Below are 16,966 nucleotides of genomic sequence, written 5' to 3' on the forward strand. Positions count from 1 at the left end.
CGTCAGCCATCTATATCCAGCGCCAGAGCATGTATCCGGGAAACAATATCGCCCAGCGCCTTGTGAACAGCCCTGTGGCGGGCTACGCGGGACTGGCCCTCGAACGCCGCAGCACGAATGCGCACGTTGAAATGGCTCTCTCCGCCATCTTGATACCCTGCGTGACCGCGATGGCTTTCGCTGTCGTCAATCACCTCTAGCTCGCGCGGATCAAAGGCGGCTTGCAGGCGGTTGCGGATGTCTTCGGTCACTGTCATTTTTCTGCTCAGCGGCAAAATTTTTGCCGCCCCCCTCTTCTACTTTCGGCTGCTTAGATTAAACTGCTGCCTCCGAGTCGAAAAGACACGTTCGTGAGGATCAGTATATGGCCAAGTCAGACCCCTTTGGATTCGATATGTCCGTTTCCAGCGCCAAGAAAAAGAACCCGCGCGGGCGTCGGGGCATGTCAGGCGCGTCTGAAACCTCGGTCCGAATCTGTGATCACGAAGGCTGCGAAGAGGCGGGCAAATTCCGCGCGCCCAAGGCACCTGACGTCTTGGACGACTTTTTTTGGTTCTGCCAGCAACACGTGCGCGAATATAACCAGAAATGGAACTTCTTCGACGGCACGACCGAGGCTGAACTGAACGCGCAACGCTCGAAGGACAAGGTCTGGGAGCGCGAAACCAAGCCGATGGGCGACCCCGAGGCCCGCGCTTGGGCCCGTCTGGGCATTGAGGACCCGCATCAGGTTTTGGGCGCGAACAGCACGCAGAACAAGGGCCGCACCTCGGGCGGTGGCGGTCGCCGCCTGCCCCCGACCGAACGTCGCGCGATTGAGATTCTGGAAGCCAATGACAGCTGGACCAAGGCCGAGGTGCGCAAGGCGTACAAAAAACTGATCAAGGTGCTTCACCCGGACATGAATGGCGGCGACCGGTCTCAGGAAGAGCAGTTGCAAGAGGTTGTCTGGGCCTGGGATCAGATCAAGGACAGCCGGAACTTTAAATAGCTTCCGATTTGAAAACGCGGCAGCCGCCGCAGTCTTAGGTCATTGGGGTGATTTTCTCTGCCGGACCGGCTATTCTTGGCATGTCATTTTGATCGAGCTATGCGGTCTGTTTTTGCATTGCTGCATTCAAGAAAGGCGAGGGGTATGCGTTTCGTTCCATTGATCCTGTTGGGAATACTCTGCCTTGTGCCCCATCAAGGACAAGCCCAGGGTTGTCTGCGTCTGGATTTGGACAGCACATTCGTCATCGGCGACATCCCCGGCGATGCCCCGCCCGAAGGCTTCATCTGTTATGACCTGTCGTTCCCGCGCGGCCAGAACATGAGCATCGAGCTTGCCAGCGGCAGGAATGTCGCGATCTCGGTTCCCGGATATTATGACGCGCGCATCGAAAGGCAGTTCCTTGGCGATTTGCCCGGGCATCTCGAAATCCGTGTGTTTCAGATGCAGCGTTCGGCCCAACCGGAACCGTTTCTGGTCAGGCTGAGGTTCGAGCCACCCGGAAACGGTTGATCCATCAACAGGTCACGCGCCGATAAGGCCAGTTTCAAAGAAACATCCGCCGACCACACGACGCGGGCGGCTTTCCCTTGCCCTTGCCCGCAATATGTTGCACCACACACAGGTTCAAACCCGGCAATTCGGGCCAAAGGATAAGGACAAGGCGCATGGCTGACGGATCGATCGACATCAACGCGAAACCTACCGAAGATATCTCGGTCCGTGACGTGTTCGGCATTGATACGGACATGGCGGTCAAGGGTTTTGCCGACCGCAGCGACCGCGTGCCCGTCGTCGATCCGACCTACAAATTCGACCCGGAAACCACGCTGGCGATTCTGGCAGGCTTTGCCCATAACCGCCGGGTGATGATCCAGGGCTATCACGGCACCGGCAAATCGACCCATATCGAACAGGTCGCCGCGCGTCTGAATTGGCCCGCGGTGCGGGTGAACCTGGACAGCCATATCAGCCGGATCGACCTGATCGGCAAAGACGCGATCAAGCTGCGCGACGGCAAGCAGGTAACCGAGTTCCACGAAGGAATCCTGCCCTGGGCCCTGCGCAACCCCGTCGCTATCGTATTCGACGAATATGACGCAGGCCGCGCCGATGTGATGTTCGTGATCCAGCGGGTACTGGAGCATGATGGCAAGCTGACCCTGCTGGACCAGAACGAGATCATCACGCCGAACCCCAATTTCCGCCTGTTCGCCACCGCAAACACTGTGGGTCTGGGCGACACGACGGGCCTGTATCACGGCACTCAGCAGATCAACCAGGCGCAGATGGACCGGTGGTCGCTGGTCTCGACCCTGAACTACCTGAGCCACGATGCCGAGACGATGATCGTTCTGTCGAAAGCGCCCCATTACAACACCGAGAAGGGCCGCAAGACCGTCAGCCAGATGGTCACGGTCGCCGACGTGACCCGGACCGCGTTTATGAATGGCGATCTATCCACCGTCATGAGCCCGCGGACCGTGATCAACTGGGCCCAAAACGCCGAGATTTTCCGCGATGTGGGTTATGCCTTCCGCCTGTCCTTCCTCAACAAATGCGATGAGTTGGAGCGCCAGACCGTGGCCGAGTTCTATCAGCGCTGTTTTGATGAGGAATTGCCTGAAAGTGCAGCCTCTGCGAGTTTGGGATAACGCGCCGAATTGCGCCCGTGCCGGGCGCAATGCCTCCGGCGGGGATATTTTTGGCCAGATGAAGGGGGATCCGGTTTCGCTTTGAAACGGCGGGTCGTCGCAACATAAAGGGCGTTTGAACATGGTGCAGAAGAACGACAACCCTGCTGATCCGTTCAAGAAGGCCTTGGCTGAGGCCACCAAGGTTATGGCCGACGATCCCGAACTGAACGTCACCTACACGGTTGATCCGTCTGGCATGACAGGCGAGTCGATGCGGTTGCCGCAGGTCAGCCGCCGGATGACGCGGGAAGAGGTTTTGCTGGCGCGAGGCACGGCGGACGCTTTGGCGTTGCAGCGCAAATATCATGATGATGCGACCCATGCGCGGTATGCGCCTCCGGGTGATATGGCGCGCGATCTGTACGAGGCGATGGAAGTGGCCCGGTGCGAGGCGATGGGCGCGCGGGATATGCCCGGCACTGCCAGCAATATCGACGTCAAGATCGGGCACGAGGCGATCCGGCGCGGCTATGACCAGTGCAAGCAGCCCGCCGAGGCTCCGCTGTCGGTGGCGGCAGGCTATCTGATCCGCCATCTGGCCACCGGGCGCGACCTGCCTGCGGCGGCGGAGAATGTCATGAACCTGTGGCGCGGGTTTATCGAGGAACAGGCCGGGGGCACTCTGGAAAATCTGCAGGAGATTCTGGCGGATCAGGCGGAGTTCGCGCGGTTCGCGCGCCAGATGATCAAGGATTTGGGGTACGGCGACCAGCTTGGCGATGACCCCGATGAACTGGACGACGAGCAGGAGGATCAGGCCGAGGAAGACGCCGAAGAGCAGCCCGATCCCGACAGCACCGGGCAGGATGATCAGGAGGAACAGGACCCCGACGCCACGCCCGAGCAGACGCAGGAGGAGCAGCAGGACCAATCTCAGGCCCAAGTCTCGATGGATGAGATGGCCGAGGATGAGATGGGCGATGAGGCCGAGATGCCCGAAGGCGAGGCACCTCTGGAACCGCCCGCACCCCCGCCCGCGTCTGAAGCTGATCCGGATTACAAGGTTTATCTGAACGCCTATGACGAAGAAATTGCCGCTGAGGATCTGGCGGAACCGGCAGAGCTGGAGCGGTTGCGGGCCTATCTGGATCAGCAACTTGAACCGTTGAAGGGGGCCGTCAGTCGTCTGGCCAACAAGCTGCAACGCCGGTTGCAGGCGCAGCAGAACCGGTCGTGGGAATTCGACCGTGAGGAAGGCATTCTGGACGCCGGTCGTCTGGCGCGGGTTGTCGCCAACCCTACCACGCCGCTGAGCTTCAAGGTCGAGAAGGATACCGAGTTCCGCGATACGGTGGTTACGCTACTTTTGGACAATTCGGGGTCGATGCGCGGGCGTCCAATTTCCATCGCGGCGATTTGCGCCGACGTTCTGGCGCGGACGTTGGAGCGGTGCAATGTGAAGGTCGAGATTCTGGGCTTTACCACCCGCGCGTGGAAGGGCGGGCAGGCGCGCGAGGCGTGGCTGAACGATGGCCGTCCGCAGCAGCCCGGGCGGCTGAACGATCTGCGCCACATCATCTACAAGGGCGCGGATGCGCCCTGGCGGCGGGCGCGGGACAATCTGGGCCTGATGATGAAAGAGGGCCTGCTGAAGGAAAACATCGACGGTGAGGCGCTGGAATGGGCCCATCGCCGGATGCTGGCGCGGCGTGAGCAGCGCAAGATCCTGATGGTGATTTCGGATGGCGCGCCGGTTGATGATTCAACGCTCAGCGTCAATCCGGCGAACTATCTGGAAAAGCACCTGCGTGACGTGATCGCGATGGTGGAAAAGCGCAAGATGGTCGAACTGCTCGCGATCGGGATCGGGCATGATGTGACCCGCTATTACGACCGCGCGGTGACGATCACGGATGTCGAGCAACTTGCGGGCGCGATGACGGAACAGTTGGCCGCCCTGTTCGACAGTGATCCGCGCGCGCGAGCGCGGGTGATGGGAATGAAGAAGGCCAGCTAGGGCTGGCCTTGCCTCCGGCTGGAGTATTTTCCAAAAAGATGAAGGGGTCAGCCCCCCGTTTGCATGAGGTGTGAGATGTTCCAATCCTTCAAAGTGACTGCGCGCCCGGAACAGGGCCCGCCTCGGTTGGCGGCGCTGCGGGCGGAATTGGCAAGTGAAGGTCTGGACGGGTTTCTGATCCCGCGTGCGGATGCGCATCAGGGCGAGTATGTGGCCCCTCGGGATGAGCGGTTGGCGTGGCTAACCGGGTTTACCGGATCTGCCGGGTTCTGCGTTGCTCTGAATGACGTTGCGGGCGTGTTCATCGACGGGCGGTATCGCACGCAGGTCAAGGCTCAGGTAGCCGACGACTTTACGCCGGTGCCGTGGCCGGATGTCAGCCTGAGCGCCTGGCTGAACGAGCAACTGCCGGACGGCGGCAAGGTAGGCTTTGATCCCTGGCTGCATGCCGCAGGTCAGATCTCCAGCACCCGCAAGGAATTGGAAGGCTCCGGCGTCCAGCTTGTGCCCTGTGACAATCTGGTGGACCGGGTGTGGGCGGATCAGCCTGACCCTCCGATGAACCCGGTCAAGGCTCATCCGATTGAGTTTGCCGGCGAGACGGCTGAAAGCAAGATTGCGCGGCTGGCGAAGGCTTTGCGAGAGGCGGGGAAATCCTCTGCGGTGATCACGCTGCCGGATTCGATCATGTGGCTGCTGAACATTCGCGGCTCGGACATTGCCTATAATCCCGTCGCGCACGGGTTTGCCATTCTGCATGCCGATGGGCGGGTCGATCTGTTCATGGCCGCCGCCAAGCTGACCGAGGTGCGGGATCATCTTAGCGAGCAGGTCTCGGTCATCGACCCCGAGAGCTTTCTGGGCGCGGTTGCAGCGCTGGAAGGCAAGGTGCAGGTCGATCTCAACACCCTGCCTCAGATCGTGGCCGATGCTCTGGGGGACCGGATGGAAGGCGGCGGCGACCCTTGCGCGCTGCCCAAGGCCTGCAAGAACCCGGCTGAGATCGCGGGCAGCGCCGAGGCGCATTTGCGCGACGCGGTGGCGGTGGTCGAAACCCTGTGCTGGCTGGATGGGCAGGCACCGGGCAGCCTGACCGAAACGCAGGTTGTCACTCGGCTTGAGGATAACCGCCGAAAGGACAACGTCCTGCAGGATATCTCGTTCGATACCATCGCGGGCACCGGACCCAACGGCGCGATCATGCATTACCGCGTGACCGAGGAAACCGACAGCAAGCTGCAGAACGGCCATCTGCTGGTTCTGGACAGTGGCGGACAGTATCTGGACGGGACCACAGACATTACGCGCACCATTGCCATTGGCGAGGTCGGCGACGAGGAAAAAGCCTGTTTCACCCGCGTTCTGAAGGGCATGATCGCCTTGTCGATGCAGCGCTGGCCGGTGGGTCTGGCCGGTCGCGACATCGAATGCATCGCCCGCGCGCCCTTGTGGCTGGCCGGGCAGGATTTCAACCACGGCGTCGGGCACGGGGTCGGCGCGTACCTGGGCGTACATGAGGGCCCGCAGCGCCTGTCCAAGGTCAGCCACGTACCTCTGGAACCGGGTATGATCCTGTCGAACGAACCGGGCTACTACCGCGAGGGGGCCTTTGGCATCCGCATCGAAAACCTTGTGGTCGTGCAAGAGGCCCCCGCCCTGCCCAGTGGCGACACCGAGCGCGCGATGCTGAACTGGCGCACGTTGACCTATGTGCCCATCGACCGCCGCCTGATCGTAGCTGATTTGCTGACAGCCCAAGAGCGCATTTGGCTGAACGCCTACCACCGCGACGTTGCGGAAAAAGTCAGACCAAGGCTGGGCCTTGACGCGCAACTGTGGTTGGATGCCGCAACTGCGCCGATCTGACACCAAACTGTAACATAGAATGGGCAGACGAAAGGCCAGACATTCGCGAGGGAAGGAGCATATATGACCGAGATTACGATCCAAAAGGCAGCAGGCAAATGGAGCGTCCGTTCCGGCGGCGCAATTCTGGGGGAAACGAGCAACGCTCTGGTACTGGAAGAAGGCGATCTGAAGCCTGTTATCTACTTTCCCCGCTCGGACATCGCAATGGCCTTTCTGGACCGGACGGACAAGGTCACCCATTGCCCTCATAAGGGGAATGCGGTGCATTTTTCCATCGTGAACAAGTCTTCGGTCACTGAAAATGCCGCGTGGAGCTATGAGGACCCGATCCCGGCGGTTGGCGAGATCAAAGAGTATCTGGCCTTTTACCCGGCGGATTCGGTCAAGGTCGAGCAAATCTAAGCCGTCATTTTCTCCTTTGGGCGGCTCGCGATCAGGGTGACCGCAGCCACCAGGGCAACGCCGGACGCAACGCGTACCACCATTTGGAAATCATAGGCTTGCGCGATCAGCCCCACCGCAGGGCCCGCCAACAGACCGGTGATCATCAGCGTATTCCAGTAAACAGCCGTCGCATGCGCGGGACGGTCCTTGGCGAAGGACTGCACGTAGCTGATGCCGAGACTGGCGTAGAAGCCATAATACAGCCCCTCTAGCGCTGCCCCGGCAAGCATCTGTGGAAAGGTCTGCACAGCGGCCAGCAACTGAATGGTCACAACCGCCAGCAGGGTTGTTGCGATCAGCGCCGGGCGCATGCCGAACCGTGCAATGATCATCGGTGTGCTGAAAATGGCCAGAACCTCGACAAAGGTTTTGATGCTGAAGGCCAGACCGGGGGCGAAGCCGGGCAAGCGGACCTCTTGCACGTAGAAGATCGGCAGAGACGTAAACGTCAGCGAATGCGCCAGCGACAGGCAGAACACGAAACCCGCCGCCAGCCACAGGCCTCGTGCGGGGGTCGCTGCCCCGGACGTGGCCGAGGCCGGTTTGGCCTTCGCCGCGATATCGCGCGGCAACGTTGTCCACCACAAGGCCAGCCAGATCAGGGCGACGCTCAACGCGACCATGAACACAGTGTTGGCCCCGAAAAGGTCGGCGACCAGAAACGTCACCGCTGGCCCGATCATCCAGGCGGTAGATGTGGTCGCGCGCATATAGGCGTTGAAACGGCTGCGCTCGATATTGTGGCGCTCGGCGATGCTGCCACCAAGGCTGAACATGGTCGAAACGGCGCTGGAGCTGATGCCGAAGCCGATCACGCCAACGGTCATCACGGTCCACAGCGCAGGCGACAAGGACAGGGCGAGGCAGGCCGTCAGAAAACCCAGCGCCGCGACCCCGATCAGGGGGAAGACGCGGGCCCCGTCATCAATGCGCCGGGCGAACTGCCTGTTGGCGACGATCGTCAGGCTGACCGCCAGCACGGAATACACGCTGATGATCCAGGGCTGATATCCCAAGCCTTCGACCAGAAAAAAGCCCATGAACGGGATGATCATCGAACTGCAAATCGTCCCGCAGAACAACAGGAGCAAGAACAGAAAACGTGCAGCGATCTGACTTTTGGGCATGTTTCTCAACCCCGTCAAAGACATGGTTTGTCTTTCAAATTTGGCTGCGGGATGCAACAGGCGGGTCTCTCTGCGCGCTGAAATGGCTAGCATGCCTCTCGTTCACGCACCTGTTGCATGCAAGTGATCGTGACAGCGGGCAAACTGGCGTGGGATGCAATCGGAGGGTGTCATGAGTATTTCACGTCGTGGCTTTGCAGGAATGGTTAGTGCCGGGGCCTTGATGCCGGGCGCGCTTTGGGCCCAGCAGGACCCGGTGCTCGAGGCACTGCGCAGCACGCTTTACCTGAGCAGAACCCAGTTCGAAGAAAGCATGGCCTATCTCAAAGATCGCGGGAACCCGGATGTTGTGCCGGGCCTGCTGACAGCGATGCGCTATTCCGACCGGCGGCGGGACGACATCGCCGAAGTGATGGAGGCCCTGAGCGGGCAGAAGCTCGGCACCGACTGGTTTGAATGGATGCTCTGGCAGGAACGCAACCCGCAAGTTGTGCCCCACCCCTCGCTGATCCCGTTCAAGCGCGAGGTTCTTTTGGGGATCGACTCGGATTTCGATCTTTTCCTGCGGCCGCAGTACCTGCAGCGCGACAAAATGAAGATCCGGCTGGAGGAGATTACCTGGGGCGGGGTGCACAAGGACGGCATCCCTTCGCTGGACAATCCGGCGCTGATATCCGCATCCGACGCCAGCTATATGAAAGATGGCGATCTGGTCTTTGGGGTCGCCATCAACGGAGATGTGCGCGCCTATCCGCTGCGCATCATGGGCTGGCACGAAATGTTCAACGAGGTGATCGGCGGCGTGCCCGTGGCGCTGGCCTATTGCACGCTCTGCGGGTCTGGCATCCTGTTCGAAACGCAAGTGCAGGCGCGGCGGAAACCGTTTGTCTTTGGCTCGTCCGGGTTCCTGTATCGGTCGAACAAGCTGATGTTTGACCGGCAGACGCATTCGCTGTGGAACCAGTATACCGGCAAGCCGGTTGTCGGCCCGCTGGTGGGCAGCGGCATCACGCTGAAACAGCGCCCGGTGGTGATTACCACGTGGGAAAGCTGGAAGACCTCGCATCCCGACACCAAGGTTCTGTCGCTCAAGACCGGTCATCGGCGCAACTATGGCTCGGGGGTGGTGTATCGCGACTACTTCGCCTCGCCTAATCTGATGTTCCCGGCACTGGTGGATCAGTCCCAGCATCGGCAAAAGGACTACATCTTTGCCATCCGTCAGTTTGGTGCCGCGCGGGCGTGGCCCTTGGATGCGTTCAGCCGGACCCGCGTGATCAACGATGCAATTGCCGACCGCCCGCTGGTTTTGGTCGGCAACCCCGACAAACGCGCGGTGCGGGCCTATGAGCGCAAATCAAACCGTTTCAAGGCTGCAGATGGAGGTCTGGTGGATCAGTCGGGTGGCAAGTGGACCATGACCGAAGAAGCACTGATTGGCCCCGACGGAACGCGGCTGCCCCGAGTGGCGGGCCATATCTCGTACTGGTTTGCGTGGGACAATTACCTGGGGGATGCCGCAAGCGTGTATCGCGGCTAGGAGTGCTCCTCGGCCGCGGTAGCTGCCAACGCGCGGTTATACGCCTTGAGCGCGTCGATGTGATAGAGCGCGCCAACCGGTTCCTCCTGCCCGTCCTTGTCCACGATGACAACGGGAATGCAGGGGATATCCTCGCGGTCGAAATAGGGCATGGCGGCTTCAAGCGTGGCGCTGGCCTTGACGCACATGCCCTGATTGATCAGTTCAAGCGCCTCGTCCTTGGTGATGGACCGGGCATCGCCAATCGGCCGCATCACCGTCCCCGCCCGCAGCATCGCCAGCAAATAGGCTTGCGGCCCGGCAGCCAGATGCACATTGCGCCGCTCGAGCTGGGTCAGGAAGAACGACCGGTCCACAAGTCGCGAGGCCAGCGCGGTGGACATCGAGACCGAGACCATCACGGCCAGACCGATCTGCCAATCCCCGGTAAGTTCGAACACGATCAGCGTAGTCGAGATCGGCGCGCCCAGTACTGCTGCGGCTACGGCACCCATCCCGGCAAAAGCATAAAGCGTATGGGTGCCCGACACATCAGGCAACAACCCGGTGGCGATCAGACCAAAGGCCAGCCCGGTCAACGCGCCGATCATCAGCGAGGGCGAGAAGACGCCTCCGCCCATGCGTCCGCCCATCGTGATCGCAACGGCCACCGTCTTGACAACGGCAAACAGGATGGCCGTGGTCAGCACCAAATCGCCGGTTAGCGCACGGATCGTCGTCTCATACCCAACGCCGATAATATGCGGGAACCAGATCGCCAGAAGGCCCAGCATGGCCCCGGACACAGCGGGTCGCAGCCAGCGCGGCAGGGACAGGCGGGCCTGAACATGGGAGCCGATATCCTCGGCAAAGAAGATCGAGCGCATCAGGATCAGCGAAACCAGCCCACAGATCAGCCCGAGGATCAGGAACGCGGGCAGTTCAACGTAGAACTGCAGCGAACCGGGGGTTTCCAGAACGAACTCGGTCACGTCGCCATATTCCAGCCGGTTGATCACCGTCCCCGCGACCGAGGCGATGACAATCGGCGCAAAGGCGTGGACGGCGAAGTGGCGCAGCACAACCTCAAGCGCGAAAATCGCCCCAGCGATGGGCGCGTTGAAGCTGGCGGAAACGGCGGCGGCCACCGCGCAGCCCAGCAGGTCTCGCCCCGTGATCCCGTCGGCATGGATGCGGTTGCTGACCCAGGTCGAGATGACCCCGGCCATATGCACCACCGGCCCCTCGCGCCCCGTTGAACCGCCGGAACTGAGCGTGATCAGCGATGCGAAGAAGGACGCGATACCCGCCTTGGTCTCGACCCGGCCATCGGTGACGGCGGACCCTTCAATGACATCCGCAACAGAGCGTACGCGGCCATCATCGGTGAATTTGTGCAGGATAATCCCCACAACCAACCCCCCGATCACCGGGGTGATGAACACCAGAATCCACGGAAGCTTCTCGGCATGGCTATGCAGCAAAAAGACATCTTCGGAGCGGTAGATATAGGCCTGCAACGCCTGAATGCCCTTGCGGAACCCAAGCGCCATGAAGCCCGCCGCAACCCCGATGGCCAGAGCGATGAACCAGAATTGGATCTGGCTGGGCCCACGCCGGCGCATAACCTGCCACGCGTCCCGGATCGCGGCCAAAGCCTGATTCAACTGGTTGCGCAGAACAGTGCGGGTTGACTGGGTCATCGGCCCTCGGGGGATCAATACATATCCCTTAGTAAGCCACTCGGCGACCTGAGAAAAGTCGGTTCACGGGGGATTGTTGGCGGGTGTTACGCCTCAGGCGTCCAGCAGGGCGCGGGCGGCGGCGCGGGCCTCGTCGGTAATGGTGTCGCCTGCGACCATGCGGGCGATTTCGTCGACGCGGTCTGGATCGGCCAGCGGGATCACGGTGGACAGGGTCTGATCGCCCGTCACCTGTTTCTGCACCCGCCAGTGATGCGCGGCGCGGGCGGCGACCTGTGGGGAATGCGTGACCACCAGCACCTGCCCGCCATGGGCCAGCGATGCCAGACGGCGGCCCACCGCGTCTGCCGTAGCGCCGCCGACGCCGCGGTCGATCTCGTCAAAGATCATGGTGCGGGCGCTGTCTTCACCGGTCAGGCAGACCTTGAGCGCCAGCAGAAAGCGGCTGAGTTCACCGCCCGAGGCGATCTTGTTCAGCGGACCAGAGGGCGCGCCGGGATTGGTGGCGACGGTGAAGGCCACGGCGTCGGTGCCTTCGGGGCCGGGGTCGGCGGGCGTGATCTCGGTTCGGAACACGGCGCGTTCCATTTTCAGGGGCGCGAGTTCGGCCATGACCGCTTGGTCCAGCGCGCTGGCCGCGGTCTGGCGCGCGGTGCTGAGCGCGGTGGCAGCTTTGTCATAGGCCGCCTGCGCCGCATCAACGGCAGCGCGTTTGTCGCTGAGGTCGGCATCACCCGCATCCAGACGGTTCAGGCGGTCGCGCAGGGTATCGGCGAAGGCACCCAGATCGTCGGGGGCGACGTCGTGTTTGCGGGCCAGTGCGCGGATGGCAAATAGGCGTTCCTCGGCCTGTTCCAGTTCCGCCGGGTTGAAATCGAGCGCCTGCAGGCAGGTGTTGACGCCATCCTGCGCCTCGCCCAGTTCGATCAGGGCGCGGCCAAGCGCGGCGATGGGGTCTTCCAACCGACCGCCTGCATTGTCCGAGACGCCTTCGAGCCAGCGCACGGCATCAGCCATCGCGCCTTCGGCCCCGTCGCCGCCCAGCAGGGCATAGGCGCGGGCCACGTCGTCGCGGATGCGCTCGGCCCCTTGCATCATGCGGCGGCGGGCGTCGAGGTCAGCATCCTCGCCCGGTTGCGGGTCAAGCTGGTCAAGTTCTGAGACGGAATGGCGCAGGAATTCTTCCTCGGCGCGCATGGTGGCCAGCGTGGCTTCGGTTTCGGCCAATGCCTTGCGGGCGTGGGACATCTGGGTCCACGCCTCGCGGACAGTGGTCAGATGGTCCCCTGCCCCGGCATAAGCGTCCAGCATGGCGCGGTGGCCACGCGGGTTCAGCAGGCCGCGATCATCGTGCTGGCCGTGCAGTTCGATCAGGGTTTCCGACAGGGCGCGCAGCACCTCGCCCGAGCAGCGGCGGTCATTGACCCATGCGGTCTTGCGCCCCTCGGCGGTGTTGATGCGGCGCAGGATCAGGTCTTCGCCACCGGGCAGCCCAGCCTCGGCCAGTATGGCATGTGCGGGGTGGTTTTCGGGCAGTTCGAACTCGGCCACAACCTCGCCTTGCGCAGCCCCCTGACGGACCAGTTCGGCGCGTCCGCGCCAGCCCAGCACAAAGCCCAGCGAATCCAGCAGGATCGACTTGCCCGCGCCGGTCTCGCCGGTCAACGCGTTCAGGCCCGGCTGGAAGGTCAGCTCCAACCGGTCAATGATCAGCATGTCGCGGATATCAAGGGCGCGCAGCATCGGGTCTTTAGCGTCCCTCGGCCTTAGCCATGGCGGTTACAACCACTCACCCTTGATGGTCTGACGGTAGATCGTGGACAGCCAGTTGTTGCCACGGCTCTTAAGGTCCAACCCGCGCGAGGTCAGTAGCTTGTAGGCATCGTCATACCATTCCGTGGACTGGTAGTTGTAGCCCAAAATCGCACCCGCCGACTGCGCCTCATCCAGCAGGCCCAGTGACAGATAGGCCTCGACCAGACGGTAAAGCGCCTCGGCCGTGTGTGATGTGGTCTGGAAATCCTCAACAACCACGCGGAAGCGGTTGATGGCGGCGGTATAATGATCCTGACGCAGGTAATAGCGCCCGATCTCCATCTCTTTGCCGGCCAGATGGTCAAAGGCCAGATCGAATTTCAAAACGGCTGAAGTGGTGTATTCGCTGTCCGGATACACCTCGATCACGGTTCGCAGGGCCTGCAGTGCCTGAAAGGTCAGGCCCTGATCGCGGCCCACTTCATCGATCTGGTCGTAGTAGCTGAGGGCGAGCAGGTACTGCGCATAGGCCGCATCTTCGTCGGTTGGGTAGAAGTCGATGTACCGCTGCGCGGCGGCGCGGCTTTCTTCGTAATTCTTGTCGTTGTGATACGAGAACGCCTGCATGATCAGCGCGCGTTTGGCCCAGTCGGAATAGGGGTAAAGGCGTTCGACCTCGGAAAAATACCACGCCGCGTCGTCTGACCGATTCTGCGACAGTTCGAATTCGCCCCGGGTGAATATCTGTTCCGGAGTGAAGCCTTCCAGATTTTGATCGCGGTCCGCACCTTTGCTGCTGCACGCCGCCAACACTGCTGCCAGAAGAATCGCACCTGCGAATCTGACTGCCGCTTTGCTGCCAACCATACCGCCCATCCTTGTCGTCTTACCTAACGGGGCGCGCCCCGGATCAGGCCTTGGTCTAGCATAGATATTTCCGGTGCAAAACGCCTTATCCACGCTCTGGCGTAAATGTCGTCAGAGTTGATCAGGTCAGGCAACTTCCGGAATTTCGTCCAGAACAAGACCCTGCCCCGGCAGACGCGCCGCCTGTTCCGGCGTGCACAGAATCGGGCGCACCGCGCCGGGTGTTTCGAACAATTTACGCAGCAGCGTGTTGGTCATCGAATGACCCGACTTGTCGCCGGTGAAATGCCCCAGAATCGGGCCGCCTGCCAAGTACAGGTCGCCCAGAGCGTCCAGCATCTTGTGGCGCACGGCCTCATCCGCGCGGCGGAAACCGCCCGGGGTCAAAACCTCGTCCCCTTGCACGACCACGGCGTTATCCAGCGTACCGCCCAGGGCCAACCCGTTTTCACGCATCGCTTCGACATCGATGCGGCGGCAGAAGGTGCGGCAATCACTCAGCTCGCGGGCAAAGGATCCATTGCGCATGTCCAGTGTCTTAGTCTGGTTGCCGATGGCGTCGTCTTCGAAATCGATGTGGAAATCAATGATCAGACCGTCTGCCGGCGCAATCGACGCGCTTGCCCCCTCGCGCGATGCGGTCACGGGTTTCAGCACTTCGTACGCCAGAACCGGGCTGGCCTGACGGCGGACACCCTTAGCCATGATCCCGCGCACGAAATCGATGGACGACCCGTCCATGATCGGCACTTCCGGCCCGTCAATCTCGATCAGCGCGTTATGCACACCGCAACCGGCCAGGGCAGCCATGATATGTTCAATGGTAGAAACCGAAACCCCCGCATCATTCACCAGACGGGTGCACAGCGGAGTGCGTTCGACCACATCATAGATCGCGGGGATCAGGGCATTGCCAAGCTCGATATCCGTCCGTTTGAACCAGATGCCGTGACCGGCAGCAGCCGGTTTCAGAACCATGGTTGCAGGCTGACCGCCATGCAGGCCGACGCCTTTGAACGTAACCGGAGATTTGAGCGTATGTTGCAAGATTGGCCTCAGCGAGTGGTGTGCAGCCAGCGAGGGCTGTGTTGGACACTCAGTTAAGGAAGTGTCGGCTCAGGCTCAACTCACTCTTTGCAACCGAATGAAACATGAATGTGACAGATCGGCAAAACCCTGCTGACAACAGTGTAAGACGATGGAAACAAACGAGAAAGGGTCGCCAAACGGCGACCCTTTGACCCTAATTTGTTACCGCGATCAGTTGGCCTGGCGGCGCAGGAAGGCCGGAATTTCGATCCGCTCCTGATCCGGGTCAGCCTCATCATGCGCAGGTGCCGTAACGTCAGCCTGGCGCATTGTGGGCTGCTGACGAGGCGGTTGCGCAGGGGTATCCGGAGCATGGCCAGTCATCCGGTCGATCAGCTTGTTGAAGCCGAAACCGCGACGTTCTTGCTGCCCGGCCTGCGGTTGCGGCGCGGGTTCCGGCGACCGGGGTGTGGTCATGCGCTGCTGGCCCGCAGGGGTGTTCTGCACCGCAGCCTGCAAACGTTGCAATGCCTCGGGCGAGGGGTTTCCGGCGGCGTTGGCGCGCTGTGCGACATAGCTTTCCGGCGCGGGTTCAACAGGCTCGGGCTGTGGTTCGAACTCGGCCACGCGCGGCTGATAGGCCGGGGGCGGCAGGCCGTCATCGTCCTGCTTGGCGGACGCAACCTTGTCTGCGTGCCAGCTATCGTCACGCTCGGGCTCATCAACGGTTTCAAAAAGCGACGGAGCGATGTCCGATTTCTCTTCGGGCTCGGCGGCGGCCACCTGTTCCTGCTCGGGCTCCTCTGCGGAAACCGTGCGGGTCAGCGGGGCCGACATGGACCGGCGCGCGACCGGAACATCTTCGGTCTTTTCAGTGGCGTCGATGCCGGTGGCTACAACGGAAACGCGCATGCCGCCTTCCATTGCAGTGTCGAGAGTCGAGCCCACGATGATGTTGGCCTCGGGGTCCACTTCCTCGCGAATGCGGTTGGCGGCCTCGTCCAGTTCGAACAAGGTCAGGTCGTGCGAACCGGTGATGTTGATCAGAACGCCCTTGGCACCCTTGAGGCTGATTTCGTCCAGCAGCGGGTTGGCAATCGCCTTCTCAGCCGCCTGAATGGCGCGGTCTTCGCCGGTCGCCTCACCAGTGCCCATCATCGCCTTGCCCATCTCGTCCATCACGGCGCGAACGTCAGCAAAGTCGAGGTTGATCAGGCCCGGACGCACCATCAGGTCGGTCACGCCTTTGACGCCCTGATAAAGGACATCGTCGGCCATTGAGAACGCCTCGGTAAACGTGGTCTTTTCATTGGCCAGACGGAACAGGTTCTGGTTCGGGATGATGATCAGCGTGTCGACGACCTTTTGCAGCGATTCAACGCCGTCCTCGGCCTGACGCATCCGCTTGGCGCCTTCGAACTGGAAGGGTTTGGTGACAACACCAACAGTCAGCACGCCCAATTCCCGCGCGGCCTGCGCGATGATCGGAGCCGCCCCTGTGCCGGTGCCGCCGCCCATACCGGCGGTGATGAAACACATATGCGCACCGGCCAGATGATCGACGATCTGTTCGATGCTTTCTTCTGCGGCGGCCGCCCCAACGGTCGGGCGGGCCCCTGCTCCCAGACCTTCGGTGACTTTCACGCCCAGTTGCACCCGTGCCGAGGACTGGCTTTGTTGCAGCGCCTGCGCGTCGGTGTTGGCGACAACGAAATCAACGCCGTCCAGTTGTTTCTCAATCATGTTGTTGACAGCGTTCCCACCTGCGCCGCCAACGCCAAATACTGTAATCCGAGGCTTCAGTTCGTCGTGCCCGGGCATCGAAAGATTCAATGTCATGCTCTGTCCGCCTGTATTTATGTCCCGCCAAAGCGGTGTTTTTCTTACCTATCCGCCTTCGATCCTACCGCTGATATGCAAAAAGGTCACGTCAAAAATCGCGTGATTCCACAAAATATGGAGGAAATAAGGCATTAGACAGCGGCATTTCGCGACCGCCGCGAGATAT

14 protein-coding genes are annotated in these 16,966 nt (G+C 61.4%); 7 read left to right on the forward strand and 7 right to left on the reverse strand.

Features of this window, described 5'->3' with window-relative positions:
* Positions 1 to 2: 2 nt before the first annotated feature.
* The gene (locus tag ACR0NJ_RS07645; RefSeq protein ID WP_480816539.1) at positions 3 to 257 is read right to left on the reverse strand and encodes a BolA family protein; all 255 of its coding nucleotides are present in this window, start codon (positions 255 to 257) and stop codon (positions 3 to 5) included.
* Between the two features lie 107 nt (positions 258 to 364).
* Between ACR0NJ_RS07645 and ACR0NJ_RS07650 the strand changes: the two genes are divergently transcribed.
* The 6 genes from ACR0NJ_RS07650 to ACR0NJ_RS07675 all read left to right on the forward strand — a co-directional run bounded on the left by ACR0NJ_RS07650 (position 365) and on the right by ACR0NJ_RS07675 (position 6,916).
* Entirely contained in the window at positions 365 to 991 is a 627-nt protein-coding gene (locus ACR0NJ_RS07650; protein ID WP_480816540.1) for a J domain-containing protein, read from the forward strand.
* A gap of 144 nt (positions 992 to 1,135) precedes the next feature.
* On the forward strand, positions 1,136 to 1,504 hold the full coding sequence (locus tag ACR0NJ_RS07655; RefSeq protein ID WP_480816541.1) for a hypothetical protein: 369 nt from the start codon (positions 1,136 to 1,138) through the stop codon (positions 1,502 to 1,504).
* Positions 1,505 to 1,659: 155 nt separating this feature from the next.
* On the forward strand, positions 1,660 to 2,646 hold the full coding sequence (cobS, locus tag ACR0NJ_RS07660) for a cobaltochelatase subunit CobS (RefSeq protein ID WP_480816542.1): 987 nt from the start codon (positions 1,660 to 1,662) through the stop codon (positions 2,644 to 2,646).
* Positions 2,647 to 2,767: 121 nt separating this feature from the next.
* A complete protein-coding gene (gene cobT / locus ACR0NJ_RS07665) occupies positions 2,768 to 4,645 on the forward strand; it encodes a cobaltochelatase subunit CobT (RefSeq protein WP_480816543.1) in 1,878 nt (625 codons plus the stop codon).
* A 75-nt stretch (positions 4,646 to 4,720) separates the two neighbouring features.
* Positions 4,721 to 6,511, forward strand: coding sequence for an aminopeptidase P family protein (locus ACR0NJ_RS07670; protein WP_480816544.1), 1,791 nt, complete (start codon positions 4,721 to 4,723; stop codon positions 6,509 to 6,511).
* Between the two features lie 63 nt (positions 6,512 to 6,574).
* A complete protein-coding gene (locus ACR0NJ_RS07675) occupies positions 6,575 to 6,916 on the forward strand; it encodes a DUF427 domain-containing protein (protein WP_480816545.1) in 342 nt (113 codons plus the stop codon).
* On the opposite strand, the gene ACR0NJ_RS07680 is transcribed toward ACR0NJ_RS07675, so the two are convergent.
* Positions 6,913 to 8,085: an MFS transporter gene (locus ACR0NJ_RS07680; RefSeq protein ID WP_480816546.1), complete on the reverse strand. Its 1,173-nt coding sequence runs from the start codon at positions 8,083 to 8,085 to the stop codon at positions 6,913 to 6,915. The two genes, ACR0NJ_RS07675 and ACR0NJ_RS07680, sit on opposite strands and share 4 nt — an antisense overlap.
* 172 nt (positions 8,086 to 8,257) lie before the next feature.
* Here ACR0NJ_RS07680 and ACR0NJ_RS07685 point away from each other — a divergent pair, with 172 nt between their 5' ends.
* Positions 8,258 to 9,625 carry a DUF3179 domain-containing protein gene (locus ACR0NJ_RS07685; protein ID WP_480816547.1) on the forward strand — a complete coding sequence of 456 codons (1,368 nt, stop codon included), beginning with the start codon at positions 8,258 to 8,260 and terminating at the stop codon, positions 9,623 to 9,625.
* On the opposite strand, the gene ACR0NJ_RS07690 is transcribed toward ACR0NJ_RS07685, so the two are convergent.
* From ACR0NJ_RS07690 to ftsZ, 5 genes are all read right to left on the reverse strand, one after another.
* On the reverse strand, positions 9,622 to 11,307 hold the full coding sequence (locus ACR0NJ_RS07690) for a chloride channel protein (protein ID WP_480816548.1): 1,686 nt from the start codon (positions 11,305 to 11,307) through the stop codon (positions 9,622 to 9,624). The genes ACR0NJ_RS07685 and ACR0NJ_RS07690 overlap by 4 nt on opposite strands.
* Before the next feature lie 93 nt (positions 11,308 to 11,400).
* Entirely contained in the window at positions 11,401 to 13,050 is a 1,650-nt protein-coding gene (gene recN / locus ACR0NJ_RS07695) for a DNA repair protein RecN (RefSeq protein ID WP_480816549.1), read from the reverse strand.
* 36 nt (positions 13,051 to 13,086) lie between these two features.
* Positions 13,087 to 13,929, reverse strand: a complete 843-nt coding sequence (locus ACR0NJ_RS07700) for an outer membrane protein assembly factor BamD (RefSeq protein ID WP_480816550.1) — start codon at positions 13,927 to 13,929, stop codon at positions 13,087 to 13,089.
* A 126-nt stretch (positions 13,930 to 14,055) separates the two neighbouring features.
* A complete protein-coding gene (lpxC, locus tag ACR0NJ_RS07705) occupies positions 14,056 to 14,976 on the reverse strand; it encodes a UDP-3-O-acyl-N-acetylglucosamine deacetylase (protein ID WP_480816551.1) in 921 nt (306 codons plus the stop codon).
* Between the two features lie 213 nt (positions 14,977 to 15,189).
* Positions 15,190 to 16,797 (reverse strand): cell division protein FtsZ, encoded by a 1,608-nt coding sequence (ftsZ, locus tag ACR0NJ_RS07710; RefSeq protein ID WP_480816552.1) that lies wholly within the window; start codon positions 16,795 to 16,797, stop codon positions 15,190 to 15,192.
* Positions 16,798 to 16,966 lie beyond the last annotated feature (169 nt).

It is taken from the genome of Ruegeria sp. F11 (assembly GCF_056533855.1).

Excerpts from the sequence above, each read along its gene's own strand:
- recN (WP_480816549.1), bottom strand. The coding sequence starts at position 13,050 with ATGCTGCGCGCCCTTGATATCCGCGACATGCTGATCATTGACCGGTTG.
- ACR0NJ_RS07675 (WP_480816545.1), top strand. The coding sequence starts at position 6,575 with ATGACCGAGATTACGATCCAAAAGGCAGCAGGCAAATGGAGCGTCCGT.
- ACR0NJ_RS07700 (WP_480816550.1), bottom strand. The coding sequence starts at position 13,929 with ATGGTTGGCAGCAAAGCGGCAGTCAGATTCGCAGGTGCGATTCTTCTG.
- ACR0NJ_RS07645 (WP_480816539.1), bottom strand. The coding sequence starts at position 257 with ATGACAGTGACCGAAGACATCCGCAACCGCCTGCAAGCCGCCTTTGAT.
- ACR0NJ_RS07680 (WP_480816546.1), bottom strand. The coding sequence starts at position 8,085 with ATGCCCAAAAGTCAGATCGCTGCACGTTTTCTGTTCTTGCTCCTGTTG.
- cobT (WP_480816543.1), top strand. The coding sequence starts at position 2,768 with ATGGTGCAGAAGAACGACAACCCTGCTGATCCGTTCAAGAAGGCCTTG.
- ACR0NJ_RS07650 (WP_480816540.1), top strand. The coding sequence starts at position 365 with ATGGCCAAGTCAGACCCCTTTGGATTCGATATGTCCGTTTCCAGCGCC.
- ACR0NJ_RS07670 (WP_480816544.1), top strand. The coding sequence starts at position 4,721 with ATGTTCCAATCCTTCAAAGTGACTGCGCGCCCGGAACAGGGCCCGCCT.
- ftsZ (WP_480816552.1), bottom strand. The coding sequence starts at position 16,797 with ATGACATTGAATCTTTCGATGCCCGGGCACGACGAACTGAAGCCTCGG.
- ACR0NJ_RS07655 (WP_480816541.1), top strand. The coding sequence starts at position 1,136 with ATGCGTTTCGTTCCATTGATCCTGTTGGGAATACTCTGCCTTGTGCCC.
- ACR0NJ_RS07685 (WP_480816547.1), top strand. The coding sequence starts at position 8,258 with ATGAGTATTTCACGTCGTGGCTTTGCAGGAATGGTTAGTGCCGGGGCC.
- ACR0NJ_RS07690 (WP_480816548.1), bottom strand. The coding sequence starts at position 11,307 with ATGACCCAGTCAACCCGCACTGTTCTGCGCAACCAGTTGAATCAGGCT.
- cobS (WP_480816542.1), top strand. The coding sequence starts at position 1,660 with ATGGCTGACGGATCGATCGACATCAACGCGAAACCTACCGAAGATATC.